This is a genomic window from Streptomyces cyslabdanicus (assembly GCF_052663305.1).
In genome coordinates, this window is record NZ_JBQRUW010000079.1 from 1 (window position 1) to 17,575 (window position 17,575).

Sequence of the window (17,575 nt, forward strand, 5' to 3'; positions counted from 1 at the left end):
GAAGCTGTAAAGAATCAACCTGTTGGCGTGTCGCTATCCGGTGGGACTGCGGCGAAGAGTTCGTCCGCGGTGCGGTAGCGGGTAGGTGCGGGGACAGGGGTGTGTCCTTCCTGCTGGAGGAGGGGGCGAGTTTCGCGGACGGCATTGCCGGTCGAGGATCGGCAGACGTCGCCGAGTGCCTCGGTGAGGACGTCGAGTGTGCACAGCTTCCGCATGTAGAGGATGGTCAGCAGGACGCGTTCACTGTTGCTGATCTTCTGGGGGAAGACGCCGCTGCGGGTACCGGGCTGGCGCGGGCCGCCGCGTCGTTGATGGCCGAGGCGCTCGGCCAGGGCGGTCTGCCGTGGAGCGAGCCGCTGGGTGAGCTGGTGCAGTTCGTCTCGGGTGAGACCAGTCAGCACGGGATGCGACAGCCGCTCGATGATCCCGTATCGGGCCGGTCGTTGATCGCTGTCCAGGAAGGTGAGCAGGGCATCGGTGGTGGGGAAGCGGACGGCGGCCACGCCGGGATCGTGATCGTGGTCTTCGAGGACTTCGCGGGTCTCCTTGACGTGGTCGGCGATGCAGGTGGCGGTGACCTCCAGCAGGTCGGCGAGCACGTTCAAGGAGCACACCTGGCGCTGGTAGAGGAGTGTCAGCAGCAGGCGGGCGGCATCATCGAACAGGGGCTTGCTGCCTCGCAGCTTGCCAGTCGCGCGGCGGGCCCGGCCGCCGCGTTGTTCGCTGTATCGCTGGTGGGCGCGGGCGGCCTGCGCCGGAGCCAGGGCGGTGGCGAGTTCCTCAAGCCGTGCGCTGCTCAGGCCGGTCAGCCGCTCATCGGCCAGGCGGTGCAACATGGCCTGGCGGCGCCGGGCGGGGCCGCCCGCCTCGCCGACGGGAGCCGGGGCGGCAGCGTCGGAGGCGTCTTGAGGGTGGAGGGTGTAGTTCCAGGTGCTATGGACGGCATGCCGTTCCAGCGGTAGGGCCTGGAAACGCTCTTTGCTAATGGCGATGCCGGTGGGGTAGTCATCGGTATCGAGGACGGCTTCGACGCGCAGACCGCCGCGGGTGCGGGTCGCTGCGATCGTCTTGACGACCACTTCGTGGCTGGTCAGCGGGCGCCCACGCCAGTTGTGGGTGATGTGCGAGAACAGCCGGTGCTCAATCTTGTTCCACTTCGAGGTACCCGGAGGAAAGTGACACACCGTGATGCTCAGGCCCGTCTCTGCGGCCAGGGCGGCCAGTTCACTCTTCCAGACCCGGTAGCGGTAGCCGTTGGAGCCTCCTGCGTCCGAGGTGATCAGCAGCCGGGTGGCGTGGGGGTAGTCGAGGCTGCCTCGTGATTGCCACCAGCGGCGGATCGACTCCACGGCGAAGACGGAGGTGTCGTGGTCGACGCCGACGTTGACCCAGCCTGTGTTGCGGGTGATGTCGTAGATCCCGTACGGGATCGCCTGCTGCACATCCGGGCCGCTGAAGAAGAAGTGGTGGTCCTCGACCTGAACCGGCTCGCCCTTCGGGCGCCACTCCCGCCCAGCCATCGGCAGCCGCCCGATCTGCTCCCGCTTCTTCGTGTCCACGCTGATCATCGGCTCGCCGTCGGCCTGGTGCTGCTTGACCTGCTCGTTGATGTAGCGGAACTGAGCATCCCGGTCCGGGTGCTGGGCGCCTTCGAGGGTCTTGACGTTCGCCTGCAGACTGAAGCCCTCCTGCCGCAGCAGCCGGCCCACCGTCGGCGCGGACACCGGGTGCCCCTGCCTGCTCAGCTCTTCGGCCAGATTGCGCAGGGACTTCGTCGTCCACCGCAACGGAGATTCCGGATCACCCCGCTCGTCCGGCTCGACCAGCCCCAGCAACGCCTTCAACAGTGCAGGATCGATCTCTTCGGCCCGCTTGCGGCCACCACCCGGCGCACGGATACGACCGCTGGGCAACCCGGCACCCGCATCGAGTTCCGACACTCCCCGGCGCACGGTGGTCTCGCTGACCTCGGCGATCCGCGCCACCGTGCGTATGCCGCCGTGCCCGAGCAGCCGGGCCTCCGTCGCCAGGGCCAGTCGCCGCTGTCTCTCGTTCAGATGCGGCAACAACACGGCGAATCTGCAACGGAGTTGGGAGCAGACATCCTCTGGAACCGCCATACCAAGGCAACGAGCCCACAGACGAGAAGCAACACCTTGATTCTTTACAGCTTCTGTCTGTCCAGCAAGGGTGTCCAACAGCGTGGGCAACATGCCCTCGGTCTCCGTCGGTGGCCAGGAAGTCGAGTTGGAGCCGGCTCAATCCGAGGGTGTGGCAGCCGCGGATCCGGGGTTCACAAGGCTGTAACTGTCCCTGCACATGGCTGCTTTGGGCGGCTATCGTCAGAGGATGATCTGGTGGGAGGCGGCGCTGTGGGGCTTGGCAGGCGGTGGGGCGGCCTCGGTGCTGTCTCTATCTGCGGCTGTCGTGTCGGCCGGGTACACCTGGCCGTGGCGTAGAGAGGGCGAGCTGTGGCCGAGACTGTTCGTGCTGGCCGCCGGGCTCGCGCTGGGATCCCTGGTGGCCACCGCCGCGCATGATCAGATCAGTGGGCCATGGCCGGCCTTCATCTTCGGCATTGGTGCCCCCGCCACAATCCGAGGGGTCCTCTCCGGAGTGGAGGTTGGACCGGGGCCCGTTTCCAAGCCAGCTCGGCCTAGTCGGCCAGCCGCAGCTCAGCCACTGTCGCACGTACCCCATACACTCGAGGAGGGGGAGGTCCGTGAAGACGCGCCCTGACACCCTCCTTGGCCGTCTCGCCGTGACTGCCCGCCCTCCCCGGCCGTGGCTGCGCATTCAGGCCTCCAACTGGTGGACCCGGGTGCTCCTGGCGGGCGGCGCTCAAGGCCGTCCGCTGAACGGCGCGGATCTGCGCGGCGCGGATCTGCGCGGCGCGAACCTGACCGACGCGAACCTGACCAACGCGAACCTGACCAACGCGAACCTGACCAACGCGAACCTTCACGGCGCAGACCTGACCGGCGCGAAGCTGCGCGGCGCAAACCTGTACTGCGCGGATCTGCGCGGCGCAAACCTGAACCGCGCGGATCTGTGCGGCGCAGACCTGCGCGGCTCGAACCTGACCAACGCGGAACTCTACGCGCGCCTGGCCGGCGCGGACCTGCGCGGCGCGGACCTGACCGGCGCGGAACTGCGCGGCGCGTTCCTGACCAACGCGAACCTTCACGGCGCAGACCTGACCGGCGCGCACTTGCGCAGCACAGACCTGCGCGGCGCGGACCTGACCGGCGCGAACCTGTACGGCGCAGATCTGACCCACTCGATGTTCGTGGACATGACGTGGTCTGAGCGGACACGATGGCCGGATGCCGTTGCCGCGTTGATGCGGCAACGGTCATTGCCGATCGGGGGCGGCCGGTATCGCGTGCAAGGTTCCGGGGCGGATCTGTCAGTGCTCCCTGCCCCGGTTTCCTGACTGCCGAGCTGAATGCTCCAGCTTCGGGCCGACGGCCCCACCAGTTCCCAATGCTGACCGGCCAATTCGGGTTCCATGACAGGCTTCTACAGCACGCCGTGCAGGGCGTTCTCAGTGAACCCGTCGTCGTCCTCGCGATAGCGGCGCATCACCTTCGAGCCCTTGGCCCATCTGCCCTGCTTCTCCGCCACGGCGTCGGGGTTGCCCGCGCGGGAGGACTCGGTGACCAGTCCGCGGCGCGGGCTGTGCCCGGTGGGCCTGATGTCGAGGCCGGCGCGCTCGCCGAGCCGGGTGATGACGTCGCCCACGGCCTCGGCGTCGAGGCCCTGGTCGATGACGGTGTGGTGGCGGGAGTGCAGGCGGCGGTAGGCGAACCCGTCCGGGTCGGCGCCGATGCCAGCCTGGTCACGCCAGCGGCGCCAGGCCCGGACGGGGCAGAGGTGGGCGCGTGAGCCGTAGGGGACCCGGGCCACGCGGGGGTAGTTCTTGCTGGTCCGCACGTCCACGATCAGGCCCCGGCCCTCGGGGTCCTCGGCGATGTGCCGTTCACGGAGCCATCCGACCTCGTGTTCGCGTCCGGCGATGGCGAAGTGCATGGTCATCATCGACAGGTCGCGCACGCCGGACAGGTTGTCCGGCAGGGTACGGACGATCCGCTCCATATGGCCCTGTTCTCCCGAAGCTACGACGAAGTGACAAGTAGCTCTCTGCAGCAGATCAGGGGTGTGCTTGTCAGCGGTTTTGATCTTCTCGTCCTCTCCATGGTGACGCTCCAACAGGTTGGTCGTGTCCTGACGACCGGAGGGAGCGCGGGGTGCAGCAGGAGTGGGAGCAGGAGGACCTGATCGAGGTCTGGACGCTGCTGGAGGAGGATCAGGAGCGGCTGCGGAACAAGTCAGGGGCGAACCGGTTGGGGTTCGCGCTGGTGCTGAAGTTCTTCGAGGTGGAGGCCCGGTTTCCGGAGACCGCCGAGGAGATCCCGGCGCCGGCGGTGGCGTACGTGGCCCAGCAGGTGAAGGTGCCGGCGGAGGAGTGGGCTGCGTACGACTGGGCGGGGCGGGCGATCAAGCGGCACCGGGTGGAGATCCGGGGCGCGTTCGGTTTCCGCGAGTGCACGGAGGAGGACCAGGCCCAGCTAGCCGGGTGGCTGGCGGTGGAGCTGTGCGGGGTGGAGGTGAACCGGGACAGGCTGGCGGAGGGGGTGGTGGCCCGCTGCCGCAACGACCGTCTGGAGCCGCCCGCGCCGGGGCAGATCGCTCGGCTGGTGGGCAAGGCTGTCCACACCTTCGAGGAACGGTTCTGCTCGACCACGGTGGGGCGGCTGTCCGCGGCGACACGGTCCCGGCTGGACGACCTGATCGCCGAGGACGCCGGCGCGAGTGAGGACAGCGCGGGCGGCGGGGGCACGTTCTTCACCGAGCTGAAGGCCGATCCTGGCGCGCTGGGGCTGGATAGCCTTTTGGCGGAGGTGAACAAGCTCCAGCGAGTGCGGGCGCTGGAGTTGCCGCCGGAGCTGTTCGGGGACGTGTCGGAGAAGCTGGTGGCCGCCTGGCGGGCGCGAGCGTCGAAGGAGTACCCCTCGGACCTGCGGGCGGTGGCCGGTGCGGTACACGCTGCTGGCCTCGCTGTGCCACGTGCGGGAGACGGAGATCACGGACTCGCTGGTGGAGCTGTTCATCCAGCTCGTGCAGAAGATCAACACGCGAGCGGAGAAGAAGGTCGAGGGCGAGTTCAACAAGGAGCTCAAGCGGGTCCGCGGCAAGGAGGGCATCCTGCTGAGGCTGGCGGAGGCGGCGGTCGCGGAGCCGGGGGGCACGGTCCGCAAGGTGATCTATCCGGTGGCCGGTGAGTCCACGCTGAAGGCGCTGGCGGCGGAGGCCGCGGCGAACGAGGCCCGCTACCGGGCCCGGGTGCGTACGGTGCTGCGCTCGTCGTACTCCAACCACTGGCGGCGGATGCTCTCGCCGCTGCTGAACGCGCTGGAGCTGAAGTGCAACAACACCGCCTAATCCGGAGTTAAGAACGGTCCGGCAGGACGGATAGCCCGGCGGCCTGTTCGAGTGGTGGTGGCCAGGCGGACGGCGACTCGATCCTGACGTTCTCGGTGGTGGCGATCGCGTGGGCGCCGGGCGGATGCCTGAATACCGCCGGGCCCCGACGCCTCCCGGTAGACCGTGCGGCGTCCGGCGCCTTCACGGCCGCCACCACCGAGATGCGAGCAGGCTGGTCACGTGGGTGCCGGGTGCATGCCTTCGCTAGACCCGGCGTCGACACCTTTCGCTAGAGCGGTGGTGCCCGGCGCCTTCGTGGCCAGCCTGTTCGTGCTTCGTGGAGTGTTGGTGCCCGTCGGCGCCGGGCGGAAATCTGGCGACACCCTGGCCTTGATGCCTCCCCACAGAGCGGTGGCGTCCGGTGCCGTCGGACGTCAACACTCGCGCCTTGATCACTCGTTGGTGTTGGTGGTGCGAGCCCGCCGCATGGTGACCTCTTGATTAGCCCGAGCCGTCTGAGCTCCCGGATAGACCGAGGCCCGTGGGGTGAGCTGGTGCCACGAACGGCTACTGAGGTGGCGGACCGGCCCTCGTGCCGAGTCCTGGGATTAGGTCGCTGCGTGGCCCGCATGAGCTCGTGACCTGTGTCAACTGCACTATGGGGAGGAACATCTTGATCTACTGCGGCATCGACTGGGCCGAGCGCACACATGACGTCGCTCTGGTCGACGACAGCGGCCAGTTACTGGCCAAGCGGCACATCACCGACGACGCCGCGGGCTATAAGATCCTGCTGGACCTGCTCGTCGAGTACGGCGACACCGCGGAGAAGCCGATCCCGGTCGCGATCGAAACTTCCCGAGGCCTGCTCGTGGCCGTCCTGCGAACCGGCAAGCGGCAGGTGTTCGCGATCAACCCGATGGCCGCCGCCCGCTACCGCGACCGCCACTCGGTCTCGCGCAAGAAGTCCGACCCCGGCGACGCCCTGGTACTCGCGAACATCCTGCGCACCGACATGCACGCCCACCGGCCGCTGCCAGGCGACAGCGACCTCGGCCGGGCCATCGCCGTCCTCGCCCGCGCTCAGCAGGACTCATTGTGGAACCGCCAACAGCTCTCCAACCAGCTCCGCTCGCTGCTGCGGGAGTACTACCCGTCTGCCCTGACAGCCTTCGAGCCCTGGCGCAACGGCCTGTGCCGGCCGGAAGCCCGAGAGCTCCTCAAGGCGGCCCCGACCCCGACCCGGGCCGCACGGCTGACCCGCACACAGCTGGAAGCCGCACTCAAACGGGCCGGCCGCAAGCGAGGCATCGCGGCCGAAGCCGAACGACTCCGTGACGTCTTCCGCGCCGAATGGGCCCACCAGCCACCGCTGGTCGAGGACGCGCTGGGCAAGCAAATGCTCGCGCTCCTGGTCCAGTTGGAGGCATCCTGCACCGCCACCGACGACCTCGCCGAGGCGGTCGAAGAGGCCTTCCCTCAGCACCCGGACGCTGAGATCATCCTCAGCTTCCCCGGCCTCGGCGTCCAACTCGGCGCCCGGGTGCTCGCCGAGATCGGGGACGACCGGACCTGCTTCGCGGACGCCCGCAGCCTGAAAGCATACGCCGGCGCCTCGCCCATCACCAGGGCCTCCGGCAAGAAGTCGAGCATCACCCGCAGGTGGGTGAAGAACGACCGTCTCAGCCACGCGGGCTATCTCTGGGCCTTCGCCTCCATCACTGCCTCGCCCGGCGCAAAGGCCCACTACCGTCGGCGCCGCGACGACCACGGAGACTGGCACGCTGCCGCCCAAAGGAACCTCTTCAACCGCATGCTCGGCCAGCTCTACCACTGCCTCCAGCACAACCGGACCTATGACGAGGCCGTGGCCTTCCCCGAGGGGGGTGTCGCCGCACAGGCAGTTGCGGCCTGAACCACCAGGTCTCTACCGGATAACACAAATGTCTGGCAACACCGAGGCGTCCACGCCTTCCCGGGCGAGAACGTTCTGCGCCAACCCGCGAACACGGCACCACCCGGGGTCGCTGCCGAGAGCCGCTGTCGTCCATCGGTTCTTGGTCTCGTCACACGTCATCTCGTCGAAGATCGAATCGATCATCCGCAGGTCGGGCAGCGCGTCACGGCCGAGGAGCCCCTCCTCCACGAGGCGCTCGGCCATGCGGAACGCGTGATCAAAGTCGAGGGCAATGTCGTCCGTCATGACACCGTGCTTCTCCAACCACGTCGTCTGGTCCGGCGCAGGCGCCGCCACGACCGCCAGCGCCTCGATCAGAAGGCGCCGGCGAAACGAGGAATCAGGAGTCTCCACAGCGAGATCATCCCACTCCTCCCCTGAGCAAGGAATCGCCTGTTCGACCGCCTCCAGCAGCCGACTTGACTCGCTAACCGCCTGAGGTGTCTACCGGCCGGTGATGGACGCGATCGACCTGCTCAAGCGGTATCTGGATCAGCCCATCGCGAAGGAGGGTGCGTTCTTCGACGAGGCGGAGAAGATCCCGCTGGCCGGGGTGGTGCGCGAGGAGTGGCATAAGGCGGTCGTGGATGAGCGCGGCCGGGTCGAGCGCATCCCGTACGAGTTGTGCGTGCTCGTGGCGCTGCGGGACGCGCTGCGGCGCCGCGAGATCTGGGTGCCGGGTGCGAACCGGTGGCAGAACCCGGAGGACGATCTGCCACCGGACTTCGAGGACAACCGCGATGTGCACTACGACGCGATCCGTCAGCCGCAGGACCCGGAGAAGTTCATCGAGGCCCTGGAGAAGAGGCTGCGCGAGGCCCTGACCCGCTTCGACACGGCGCTCGAGCTGGGCACCACGGGCGGGGTGGACATCGTCCGCCGGCACGGCGAGCCGTGGATCAAGGTCTCGCCGCTGGGCAAGCAGGAGGAGCCGGAGAACCTCGTCGCGCTGAAGGCGGAGATCGAACGCCGCTGGGGCACCATTGACCTGATCGACATCCTCAAGGAGGCCGAGTTCGCCACCGGCTTCACCGGCGAGTTCACCTCGGTCGCCAGCAGGGAGGCGGTCCCGAAGGCGGTGCTGCGGCGCCGGCTGCTGCTGGTGCTGTTCGCGCTGGGGACGAACATGGGCATCAAGCGGGTCGCGGTCACCGGCAAGCACGGCGAGAGCGAGGCCGTCCTGCGCCGGGTACGGCACCTGTTCTTCAACCGGACCAACCTGCGCGCGGCGCTGGTGCGGCTGGTCAACGCCACCTTCGCCGCCCGCGATGCGGCGTGGTGGGGCGAGGGCACCGCCTGCGCGAGCGACTCCAAGAAGTTCGGCTCCTGGTCCAGCAACTTCATGACCGAGTGGCACCAGCGGTACCGCGGGCCCGGGGTGATGATCTACTGGCACGTCGAGAAGAAGTCGCTGTGCGTCTACAGCCAGCTCAAGTCCTGCTCGGCCTCCGAGGTCGCCGCGATGATCGAGGGCGTCCTGCGGCACTGCACGGACGTGGAGATCGACCGGCAGTACACCGACACGCACGGCGCCTCCATCGTCGGGTTCGCCTTCGCCCACATGCTCGGCTTCAACCTGCTGCCCAGGCTGAAGAACGTCGGCTCGGCACGCCTGTACCGGCCAGCGGCCGGGGAGGACGAGAAGTGGCCGAACCTGGCGCCGGTGTTGTCGACCAAGACGATCGACTGGGACCTGATCCGCCAGCAGTACGACCAGATCGTGAAGTACACCACCGCCCTGCGCCTGGGCACCGCCGAGGCCGAGCAGGTCCTGCGCCGCTTCACCCGCGGCGGGCCCAAGCACCCCACCTACCGCGCGATCGAGGAACTGGGCCGCGCGGTGCGCACGGCGTTCATCTGCGACTACCTCGCCGACGCGGACCTGCGGCGCGAGATCAACGACGGGCTCCAGGTCGTGGAGAACTGGAACAGCGCCAACCACGACCTGTTCTACGGGAAGGACGGCGACCTGACCGGCTCCGACAAGGAGTCCCAGGAGGTGTCCATGCTCGCCCTGCACCTGCTCCAGTCCGCGCTGGTGCACGTCAACACCCTGCTCCTCCAGGACATCCTGAGCGAGGAGAAGTGGCACAAGCGGCTCACCGACGCCGACCGACGGGCCCTGTCCCCGCTGTTCTGGACCCACGTGAACCCCTACGGCCGTTTCGAGCTGGACATGAACTCCCATCTCGACCTCGCCGCCGCCACGGCCGCGGTGCCCGGCCCCCGCACCGTGCCCGAGGCGGAAACCGCACGGTCGGCTGCGGACGGTGCGGCCGGGTCGGCATCCTGAAGACCTGTCCGCCTGGCGTCGTTCCCGGGGTGAAATGCCGGGCCGGGGAGGGCCTGGCCATGGTTTGAGGAGGGGATGGGCATGGAGCGTTCGTCAGGAGTGTCGCTGGCCGAGCGAGTGGCGAGGGTGCCGTGCAGGGCGGGGTCGCTAACGAGCACCGTGACGCTTCTACAGCTCCGGTGCCATACGTCGACCCGCTCGAAGATGTGCGGGTACGACACAACGTCGTCGGGGAACGTGGCAGCCATGCGCTGGAACTCCAGGCTGCCGAACGTCGTGGCAAGAGCCTCGATCGGCTCCCGGACCGCGACGTTCATCAGAAGTCGACTGCCCGCCGTTCCCTTGTGCATCTGCAGGGAGACGAATCCCGGCTGAGCCGTCATGAACTCCGCCCGCCTCCGAAAGAGGGTCAGGAACGCCTCGGTCCTCTCCTTCGGAACCAAGAAGGTGTTAGCCAGGCGATGGGCCCGGTCTCCTCCTTGAACTGTGCGAACACCGGCGTGTTCGAGTCCAGGCTCTACAGCTTGGCCATCTTCAGTACTTCCTGTCGCAATCGGTTGTCCCAAGGTACCGAGGCCGGCCACCACCGTACTGGCGGATCAGAGATCAACGATGGTGGGACGGGGGGCCGGGACGGCGTCACACGGTGAAGACGCGTTCGACTTCGTCGCGCTGCATGTGCAGGTCCCAGTAGAGGGGGGCGACCTCCTCGGCCGAGGCCGCCGGTACTCCGGGTGGGCCGCCCGTGCCGATCCACACGCCGATGGCGACGTGCGCGGCCTGGACGCCGGTGTCGGCCAGTTCCTTGTGCAGGCTGAGTACCCAGTTGCGCAGCGCGGCCTGGGCGGCGTTGAGGTTGCCGAGCATCGGAGTGGGGTCGACCGAGCCGGCGCCGTTGGTGTAGAGCAGGGTGCCGGCGCCGGCCTCGCGCATTACGGGCAGCACGGCCCGTGTGGCGGCAATGGCCCCGTAGAGCAGGATGTCCATCGCCCACTGCACATCGGACGGGTTGGTCTCGGACGGAGCGGTGAGCGGCGTGGATTCGAGACTCCCGCCTGGGGAGTACTCCAGGACGTCGATGCCGCCGAAGCGGGTGGCGGCGTCCTTGAGCGCCTGGGTGAGTGCGTCATGGTCGAGTACGTCCGCGGGGAACACGGCGGCGGTGATGCCTTCGGCGTCGAGCCGGCCGGCCAGGTCGTTGAGCTTGTCGCGGTTGCGGGCGATGAGAGCGACGTCGAAGCCGTGGGAGCCGAAGGTACGGGCGATGGCCAGGCCCATACCGGGGCCGGCTCCGACGATGGCGATGCTGGGCACAGTGAATTCCTTTGCTGGGAAGCCGTTGGGAAAGGGGTGGATCAGGCGACGGTGAGCGCGGTCTTGCCGAGGGTGCTGGCGCCGAACGCGGTGAACGCCTCGCCAGCCTGCACCAGGTCGCAGGCAGAGATCACCAACACCTTGAGGACCACTGCGGACGAAGTCGGTCTCCGGACCCGGCTCGGCGGTGGCGCTCACGCGCGGGAGCAGTTCTACGACCGCAATACAGGTAGTGGGGTGGGCGGGGGGCGGGGCACATGCCGTTGCCGGTGCCCTCACCGTCCGTAGTCGTCGATGAAATGGTTGTCGTGGGCTTCGTGAAGCCGGTTCAGGTCACGCTCGTTCACAGTGGCGAGCTGTGCAAAGTACTCCTCCCGCGGTACACCTGGCGAGAGTGCCATCAGGAGGGTGGCAGGTTCGGCGCGCTCCTTCCGGAGGGCGTGGACGTCACCCACCGCGGCATGCGCGGTGTCGCCAGGCAGCAGTGTTCGCCAGGCATGCCCATCGAAGTAGTCGACTTCACCTTCTGCAACGATGAAGGTCTCGCTGAAGGTCGTGTGAAAGTGCGGGGCAGGTCCCCGGCTGGAGGGTGACATGCGCCACCGGTAGATGCTCACGATCCCGCTGGTCTCCGCCGGATCCGCGAGGACTTCGATGGTCGACCCGCTGGCGCCCAGCCGGATCGTTCGCGTCTGTTGGGCTCGCTCGGGCTCCTTGGAACACCGGGCAATCGACTCCGTGTCGGTCATGCCCCGAGTCTCGGTGCTTCGCCGTTCTACTCGCGCTCACTTCGGCGGTGGCCTAACAATGGTGGAGTGATCCGCTACCGATTGGGCGTTGGTGCTGCGAGCGTGCGGTGGGCGATGTCGCCGATGCACGAAGTGGTCAGTCTTGCCCAGCTCTTGACCGAACCGCAGCGTCACCCGATGTTCCACCCGTGGCTTCGCCGTCGCCGTCTCTCGCTCCCGGACCTGAGGGCGCTCACGGTCTTCATGGCCGATGGCGCGTATCGACCCGACTTCCTTGACCCATCGCCGATGTCCAGTGAGCCAACGTTCGAGGAAGGCATGGATGCCCTCCTCGCCGCGTCGGCGGACCAGACGTACGCCGAGCTGGTCGACGCTACGAGGGGACGCGGGGCAGAAATAGGCCGCCGATTGCTCGATGACCCCGACCGAACCAGGTCCGAGGCCGCCGATGCGCTGCGCCGCCTCTGGAAGGCAGTTATCGAACCGGAATGGCCGTCCATGCGGCAGGCGTTGCGTGCCGAGATGCTGGACCGGGCCCTCCAGGTCAACCGCGAGGGGTTGCGCGCAGTCCTTCCGCGCCTGCACCCTTCTGCTGCGTGCGAGGGCGACACCATCACCGTCGAAAAGACCGTCGACGTCGACGTCGACTGCCCTGAGGGACTCATTCTTGTTCCGTCGCTGTTCATCACCGACCGGATACAGTGCACCACCTCGGACCACTGGACACCGGCGATCTATTACCCGGCATCCGGGCGGTACCTATGGGCGGCACCTCCCACTCCGAGGTCGCTTGACCGGCTTCTGGGGATGACCCGATCGAGGATCCTGGCCGCGCTCGCCACTCCGCTGCAGACGACCGTTGTGGCCAGGCTGGTGAGCGTCACTCCCCCGACGGCCAGCGAACACCTTGCAATCCTGCGAGACGCCGGGTTGATCGACAGCAGCCGGGCCGGTCGCACGGCCACGCACGAGCTCACCAAGGCTGGACGTGCTCTCCTTGACGCGGCCTCGCCGCGGTCATGACAGGTCGGGGAGCTGCTGATGAGCAGTCCTACCGCAACCAACCCTGCGGGCGGCCCGCACGACGCCGTCGCCGACTGCAAGCCGCTGCCCTCGAAGCCCGAACAGATGACCCCAGCCGTCCCCGCCGACCACTGATGATCTTCACCGATATCCGCTGCACCGGCGTTCCCCGCAGCCGGAACCCTCGGCGCGACGCCTGGACTCTCACAAACAGTCCTTTGCCCGAGCAAGATCAAACGTGACGACCTAGCGACCGCGAAGCACTGATCCGGTTCCCAGAACCCGCTCTCACTCATAGGCGGGTTCAGAGCACTTCTGCGAATCGTTTGTGACAGCATCCCGGGCATGACGGCCGCTCAAGAGGCCTCCCCGAGCGACGCGGACGACGTCGAGCGCCACCTCTGCCCGCGCTGCCGGGCCGAACCCGGCTCGCCGTGCCGCTCGCGCTCCGGCGCGGTCGCCGGCACCTACCACCTGCTCCGCTGAAATACGCGCCGCAACCGGGTGACGCGCCACGGAGTCAGTGCCATCGCGCCCCCGCCCACAAGCAGGCTGCCGATTGCGATTCCCCAGCATGGAATCGAGCATCCGGGCTGATCCGTCCAGTCCCACCACCGGAACCGTCCCAGGCCGTCGATCTGCCAGTACGTCAGGGGGAACAGGGTGGCCAGAGGAAGGATCCAGGAAAATCTCCATCCCCATGCCCGCCCGGACAGCAGGGCGAGCCCGACCCAGATCAGCAAGCCTCTCAGGAGCAGCAGAACGGTGTCCATGGGGCTTACGAACGCCTCTGCCGCGACGAGCAGCACCGCCGCCACCGAGATGGCCCCGACGAGGCAGGAGATCTCGACTCGCCTGAAGCCCTTCGCCGCAGCCTCCTCCAGGGAGTCCATGGCGCTGCCGAGGCCGCCTACGGTGATCACAGCCAGGGCGAGGGGAATCTCATGCCTCAGAGGGGTCGCGGAGGATCCGCCGCCGCTGAAGGGGAAATCGAGCCGGGCGGACCCGAACGCCACATCGCACGCGATCACCACAGCCCAGCCCACGGCGATTCCGCGGAAGCGATGAGCCTGCAGGTACCGGATCCACGACTCGCGGACATCAAGCACAGCGCGTACCCTCGATCACCTTTATCCGCTTCTTCGCCCAGTCCTCCTGTGCCGGCCCGGACTGCTTGATTAGCCTTGCGATCGCTCCCTGGTCGACACCAGGGGGCCCGCCGTGAATGCCGGACGGCTGCCCAGCGCCTGAGATCCGGGCTGCGAGCCACGAATCAAGCTCGAAGTACGCCATCATGCGCCGGTCTTCGGCGCTGCTGTTCGCCGCCTGGCAGAAGGGCGGAGTGGACGCCCGGGAGATTGCGATGGACATGCTGTCGGCCACCTCCCACATGGACCCTTCGAAGATCGAGAAGTCGATGTCCTGCGCCTCGTCGCCCTTCAGTCCTTCCTCGTGGAACACCGAGGGGGATTTGATGAAGGGAGGAAGTTCGGATACGCGCCTCGCCATCGCCTCAAGCCGCGGTATGTACATGCGCTCCTCGGGCCATACGCAGATCTTCGGCTCGGTACGCGTGCACATCGGAGCACTCGGATTCGCTCGCGCCGTCTGCACGGGTCCTGTCGTGAGCACGCCCGCCAGGCACGCGACGGCCAGCGCCGAGCTGCCGATGGCCAGCAGCCTGACGAGCAGCTTCCCGCGTGCGCCGGCGTATCCGAGCAGCCTTCGTGGCGTGAGAACGGCGACGGCCACTGCGGAGAGCGCCAGCCCCCATCGCATGGCAAGACGCTCCGGAGTCACTTCCACGGCGGGGGCGCCGGAGAGTACGAACAAACCGGCCTTCAACGGGCCGCCGGTCATCGTCACTGCCACGAAGCAGGCCAGACCGGAGACGACCGGGGTGGCGAAACCAGACGGGAACCAGTGCCCGGCGATGTGGCCGACAGCGATGCACAGAACGATGAGTGCAGCACCCAGCAGCAGGTAACTGGGCCACAGGAATCCGGGTCCGGCGTCACGGTAACTGACTGCCGCGGCAACCACGGCGCCCGCGACGTAGGCGCCGCCACCGTAAACGGCGACTGCCGCGATGTGCACTCCCTCGACCTGCCATCTGGGCCTGGTTCCCGCGGTGTGCTGGTCCTCGAAGCCGAGTCGATGGATCCGGCCGGAGGCCCAAGCGGCGTAGGCCGCCAGGAACGGGCCGAGATAGAAGGCGGGTATCTGGGCCGCCGCGCTGGCCTGCGGCCAGACGCCGATCCACCATTGAGCCCGTCCGAAAAGAACCGCCACATCCAGGGCGACGAGGACGGAGAACCACCATCGCAGGGGAGAGCGCCGCAACTCCATCACGAGAATACGCATCAGGAGAGCTCCCCCTGCCCCGACAAGGCCGCCATGTATCCGCGCTCCAACGGGCTGTCGCCCGCCACTCCCGATCGGGTGTTGCCCGCAAGGGCCTCGGGGGTGCCGCGGAAGAGGAACCTACCGGACCGCATGACGACGACCTGGTCGCAGACAGCCGCCACATCCTCGACGAGGTGTGTGCTCAGCACGATCGCCGAGCCCTTCAACGATCTGATCAGCTCACGGAACTGCAAGCGTTGTTCCGGGTCCAGACCAACGGTCGGCTCGTCCAAGAGTAGGAGTCTCGGCGAGCCGACGATTGCCGCGGCAATGCCTGCGCGTCGCAACATGCCACCGGAGAGAGACTTCATCTTGGCCTGCGCTCGTCCGTCGAGAAGGACGGATGCGATTGCTTTCAGAGCCGCGCCGTGGGCCTCACCGTCAGGAACCCCGCGCAGCCACGCGCTGTACCTGACGAAATCGTAGACCGAAAAGGACGGATAGTACCCGAATTCCTGAGGCAGGTAGCCGATCATAGGGCGAGCCACCCTCGCCGACCGCTCGGAGTGCACCTTTCTGCCGCAGATCTCCAGGACCCCCTCCTGGGGAGGTGCAACCGTGGCAAGAGTACGGAGAAGTGTCGTCTTTCCCGCACCGTTGGGGCCCAGAAGTCCGTAGACCCCCACGCCGAGATCCCAGTCGAGTCCACTGATCACCTGGTGCCGGCCGTAGCCCTGAGCGATTCCCGACAGCGATGCGATCGGTTCCACGTTGTTCCTTTCACATGCGTGACCGGGTGCCGCCCGAGGGCGGCACCCGGTCACATCGCCTCTGCCTACCGAGGCCCCTCAAGACGTGTACATGATGTTTTCAAGATCGTACGTGCACTCGACTCCGCCCCACTTCGGGTTCGACTCCCCAAACACCTGATCTTGTCCCGGAGCAGCGTTCCCGCAGGTCGCCGTGACCGCTGTCGCGGTAAATGCGCGGTTTACTGTGACAGACCGACGAGCTGTCACAACCGGCTGACCTGCATACTCTTGGCCAAACGGCACGTTTCTCCCGTATTCCGATTGGCTCCCATCAAGGCCCACGCCCCGCACTGCCGGGTCATCTTCACCGTGTACGAGATGAAGCGCCTGGGCCGCGACGCCGCCGAACTCACCACGCTCGTCGACCACCTCACCGCCCACGGCCTGGTCCTGGAGATGCTCGCCGGGCCCGTGCCCGGGATGTACGACCCCAGTGGGCCGGGCCGTCTGCTGTTCGCGTTCTTCGCCGCGATGGCGGAGACCGAGCGGGAGAACATCCGAGAGTCGACGCTGGAGGGGCTCGATGCGGCGGCCCGCAAGGGCAAGCACGGCGGTCGGCCACCCGTCATCACCGACGACATGCTCCACACCGTGCTCCGTCGCCGCGCGACCGGCGAGTCCGTCGAGCAGGTCCAGCCCGACCTGATCATCCCCACCGGCAAACGCAAGGGTCAGGCCCCCAGCGTCGCAAGTATCCACCGCCCGCTCGCCGAGCACGCCAAGCGCGAGGCGTACCCCGAAGTCGTCGAGCAGGCCCACGCCGACTTCGCCGCCCTCCAGATCGGCGACGTCCCCGGACCCCGCCTCACTGTCCCTGACCGAGCGTCACCTTGATTACAGAGAGCTACTTGTCACTTCGCCGTAGCTTCGGGAGAACAGGGCCGACACCCACGGCGCGAGCGTCGTCGGGTTCGCCTTCACTGAGCTGCTCAACTTCCGGCTGCTGCCCCGGCTGAAGAACATCGGCAGCATCCGCCTGTACCGGCCCGACGGCGACCCGCCCGGCTGGCCAGCGCTCGGCGGCTCCCTGACCCGGGCGATCCGCTGGGACCTGATTGCCCAGCAGTACGACCAGATGGTCAAGTACGCCACCGCCCTGCGCTTGGGCACCGCCGGGGCGGAACAGGTGCTGCGGCGCTTCACCCGCGGCGGCCCCAAGCACCCGACCTACCAGGCCCTCGAAGAGCTGGGCCGCGCGGTGCGCACGATCTTCGCGTGTGACTACCTGGCCAGCCCCGGCCTGCGTCGGGAGGTCCACGGCGGGCTCCAGGTCGTGGAGAACTGGAACAGCGCGAACACCGTCCTGCACTACGGCAAGGACGGCGCCCTGACCGGCCCGGACAAGGAGCACGCCGAGACCTCGATGCTCGCCCTGCACCTGCTCCAGAGCAGTCTCGTGCACATCAACACCCTGCTGCTTCAGGGGGTGCTCGCCGAGCCAGCCTGGGCGAAGAAGCTGAGCGGCGAGGACCGGCGCGGGCTGACCGCGCTGTTCTGGTCGAACATCAACCCCTACGGCACGTTCCGCCTCGACATGAACAAGCGCCTCGACCTATCAGGTGTGACCATTCCCGGTCAGCGTGCCGCCGTGAGCGAGCGAGCCGAGGCGGACCCCGCCACCCGCTGAGCAGAATGATCACTCACCCAATGAGTA

16 protein-coding genes and 2 pseudogenes are annotated in these 17,575 nt (G+C 67.6%); 9 read left to right on the top strand and 9 right to left on the bottom strand.

The features are described from left to right. Positions 1 to 14: 14 nt before the first annotated feature. On the bottom strand, positions 15 to 2,120 hold the full coding sequence (locus tag ACTYVM_RS36040) for an ISAzo13 family transposase (protein ID WP_445527459.1): 2,106 nt from the start codon (positions 2,118 to 2,120) through the stop codon (positions 15 to 17). Positions 2,121 to 2,722: 602 nt separating this feature from the next. Between ACTYVM_RS36040 and ACTYVM_RS36045 the strand changes: the two genes are divergently transcribed. Further along, positions 2,723 to 3,436: a pentapeptide repeat-containing protein gene (locus ACTYVM_RS36045; RefSeq protein ID WP_445529972.1), complete on the top strand. Its 714-nt coding sequence runs from the start codon at positions 2,723 to 2,725 to the stop codon at positions 3,434 to 3,436. 86 nt (positions 3,437 to 3,522) lie between these two features. Here ACTYVM_RS36045 and ACTYVM_RS36050 read toward each other — a convergent pair whose 3' ends face one another. Further along, positions 3,523 to 4,098, bottom strand: coding sequence for a site-specific integrase (locus ACTYVM_RS36050; protein WP_445529973.1), 576 nt, complete (start codon positions 4,096 to 4,098; stop codon positions 3,523 to 3,525). 152 nt (positions 4,099 to 4,250) lie between these two features. On the opposite strand from ACTYVM_RS36050, the pseudogene ACTYVM_RS36055 reads away from it, so the two are divergent. From ACTYVM_RS36055 to ACTYVM_RS36065, 3 genes and pseudogenes are all read left to right on the top strand, one after another. Then, positions 4,251 to 4,652: pseudogene (locus ACTYVM_RS36055) on the top strand (DUF4158 domain-containing protein); the annotation flags it as partial. Positions 4,653 to 5,037: 385 nt separating this feature from the next. Then, a complete protein-coding gene (locus ACTYVM_RS36060; RefSeq protein ID WP_445529996.1) occupies positions 5,038 to 5,445 on the top strand; it encodes a hypothetical protein in 408 nt (135 codons plus the stop codon). 640 nt (positions 5,446 to 6,085) lie between these two features. Continuing rightward, positions 6,086 to 7,342, top strand: a complete 1,257-nt coding sequence (locus tag ACTYVM_RS36065; protein ID WP_445529974.1) for an IS110 family RNA-guided transposase — start codon at positions 6,086 to 6,088, stop codon at positions 7,340 to 7,342. 12 nt (positions 7,343 to 7,354) lie between these two features. On the opposite strand, the gene ACTYVM_RS36070 is transcribed toward ACTYVM_RS36065, so the two are convergent. Continuing rightward, on the bottom strand, positions 7,355 to 7,738 hold the full coding sequence (locus tag ACTYVM_RS36070; RefSeq protein ID WP_445529975.1) for a hypothetical protein: 384 nt from the start codon (positions 7,736 to 7,738) through the stop codon (positions 7,355 to 7,357). 103 nt (positions 7,739 to 7,841) lie between these two features. Here ACTYVM_RS36070 and ACTYVM_RS36075 point away from each other — a divergent pair, with 103 nt between their 5' ends. Continuing rightward, entirely contained in the window at positions 7,842 to 9,677 is a 1,836-nt protein-coding gene (locus tag ACTYVM_RS36075; RefSeq protein ID WP_445529976.1) for a Tn3 family transposase, read from the top strand. A 365-nt stretch (positions 9,678 to 10,042) separates the two neighbouring features. Here ACTYVM_RS36075 and ACTYVM_RS36080 read toward each other — a convergent pair. The 3 genes and pseudogenes from ACTYVM_RS36080 to ACTYVM_RS36090 all read right to left on the bottom strand — a co-directional run. Continuing rightward, a pseudogene (locus tag ACTYVM_RS36080) lies at positions 10,043 to 10,264 on the bottom strand (hypothetical protein); the annotation flags it as partial. A gap of 52 nt (positions 10,265 to 10,316) precedes the next feature. Continuing rightward, complete coding sequence (locus ACTYVM_RS36085; RefSeq protein ID WP_445529977.1) at positions 10,317 to 10,991, bottom strand: SDR family NAD(P)-dependent oxidoreductase; 675 nt, start codon at positions 10,989 to 10,991, stop codon at positions 10,317 to 10,319. 275 nt (positions 10,992 to 11,266) lie between these two features. Then, complete coding sequence (locus tag ACTYVM_RS36090; RefSeq protein ID WP_445529978.1) at positions 11,267 to 11,740, bottom strand: cupin domain-containing protein; 474 nt, start codon at positions 11,738 to 11,740, stop codon at positions 11,267 to 11,269. A gap of 66 nt (positions 11,741 to 11,806) precedes the next feature. On the opposite strand from ACTYVM_RS36090, the gene ACTYVM_RS36095 reads away from it, so the two are divergent. Continuing rightward, positions 11,807 to 12,763 carry a DUF5937 family protein gene (locus ACTYVM_RS36095; RefSeq protein WP_445529979.1) on the top strand — a complete coding sequence of 319 codons (957 nt, stop codon included), beginning with the start codon at positions 11,807 to 11,809 and terminating at the stop codon, positions 12,761 to 12,763. Between the two features lie 345 nt (positions 12,764 to 13,108). Then, positions 13,109 to 13,249, top strand: coding sequence for a zinc finger domain-containing protein (locus ACTYVM_RS36100; RefSeq protein ID WP_445529980.1), 141 nt, complete (start codon positions 13,109 to 13,111; stop codon positions 13,247 to 13,249). Here the strand turns inward: ACTYVM_RS36100 and ACTYVM_RS36105 are convergent. The 3 genes from ACTYVM_RS36105 to ACTYVM_RS36115 are packed head-to-tail and all read right to left on the bottom strand — an operon-like array spanning position 13,231 to position 15,879. Beyond that, entirely contained in the window at positions 13,231 to 13,872 is a 642-nt protein-coding gene (locus ACTYVM_RS36105; RefSeq protein ID WP_445529981.1) for a hypothetical protein, read from the bottom strand. The genes ACTYVM_RS36100 and ACTYVM_RS36105 overlap by 19 nt on opposite strands. Then, positions 13,865 to 15,127 (bottom strand): hypothetical protein, encoded by a 1,263-nt coding sequence (locus ACTYVM_RS36110; protein ID WP_445529982.1) that lies wholly within the window; start codon positions 15,125 to 15,127, stop codon positions 13,865 to 13,867. Before ACTYVM_RS36110 ends, ACTYVM_RS36105 begins: the two co-directional genes overlap by 8 nt. Beyond that, a complete protein-coding gene (locus tag ACTYVM_RS36115; protein ID WP_445529983.1) occupies positions 15,127 to 15,879 on the bottom strand; it encodes an ATP-binding cassette domain-containing protein in 753 nt (250 codons plus the stop codon). The genes ACTYVM_RS36110 and ACTYVM_RS36115 overlap by 1 nt, the downstream gene beginning before the upstream one ends. Positions 15,880 to 16,182: 303 nt before the next feature. On the opposite strand from ACTYVM_RS36115, the gene ACTYVM_RS36120 reads away from it, so the two are divergent. Both ACTYVM_RS36120 and ACTYVM_RS36125 read left to right on the top strand, forming a co-directional pair. Beyond that, positions 16,183 to 16,755 carry a recombinase family protein gene (locus ACTYVM_RS36120; RefSeq protein WP_445529984.1) on the top strand — a complete coding sequence of 191 codons (573 nt, stop codon included), beginning with the start codon at positions 16,183 to 16,185 and terminating at the stop codon, positions 16,753 to 16,755. A gap of 91 nt (positions 16,756 to 16,846) precedes the next feature. Continuing rightward, the gene (locus tag ACTYVM_RS36125) at positions 16,847 to 17,548 is read left to right on the top strand and encodes a Tn3 family transposase (protein WP_445529994.1); all 702 of its coding nucleotides are present in this window, start codon (positions 16,847 to 16,849) and stop codon (positions 17,546 to 17,548) included. Positions 17,549 to 17,575: the final 27 nt, after the last annotated feature.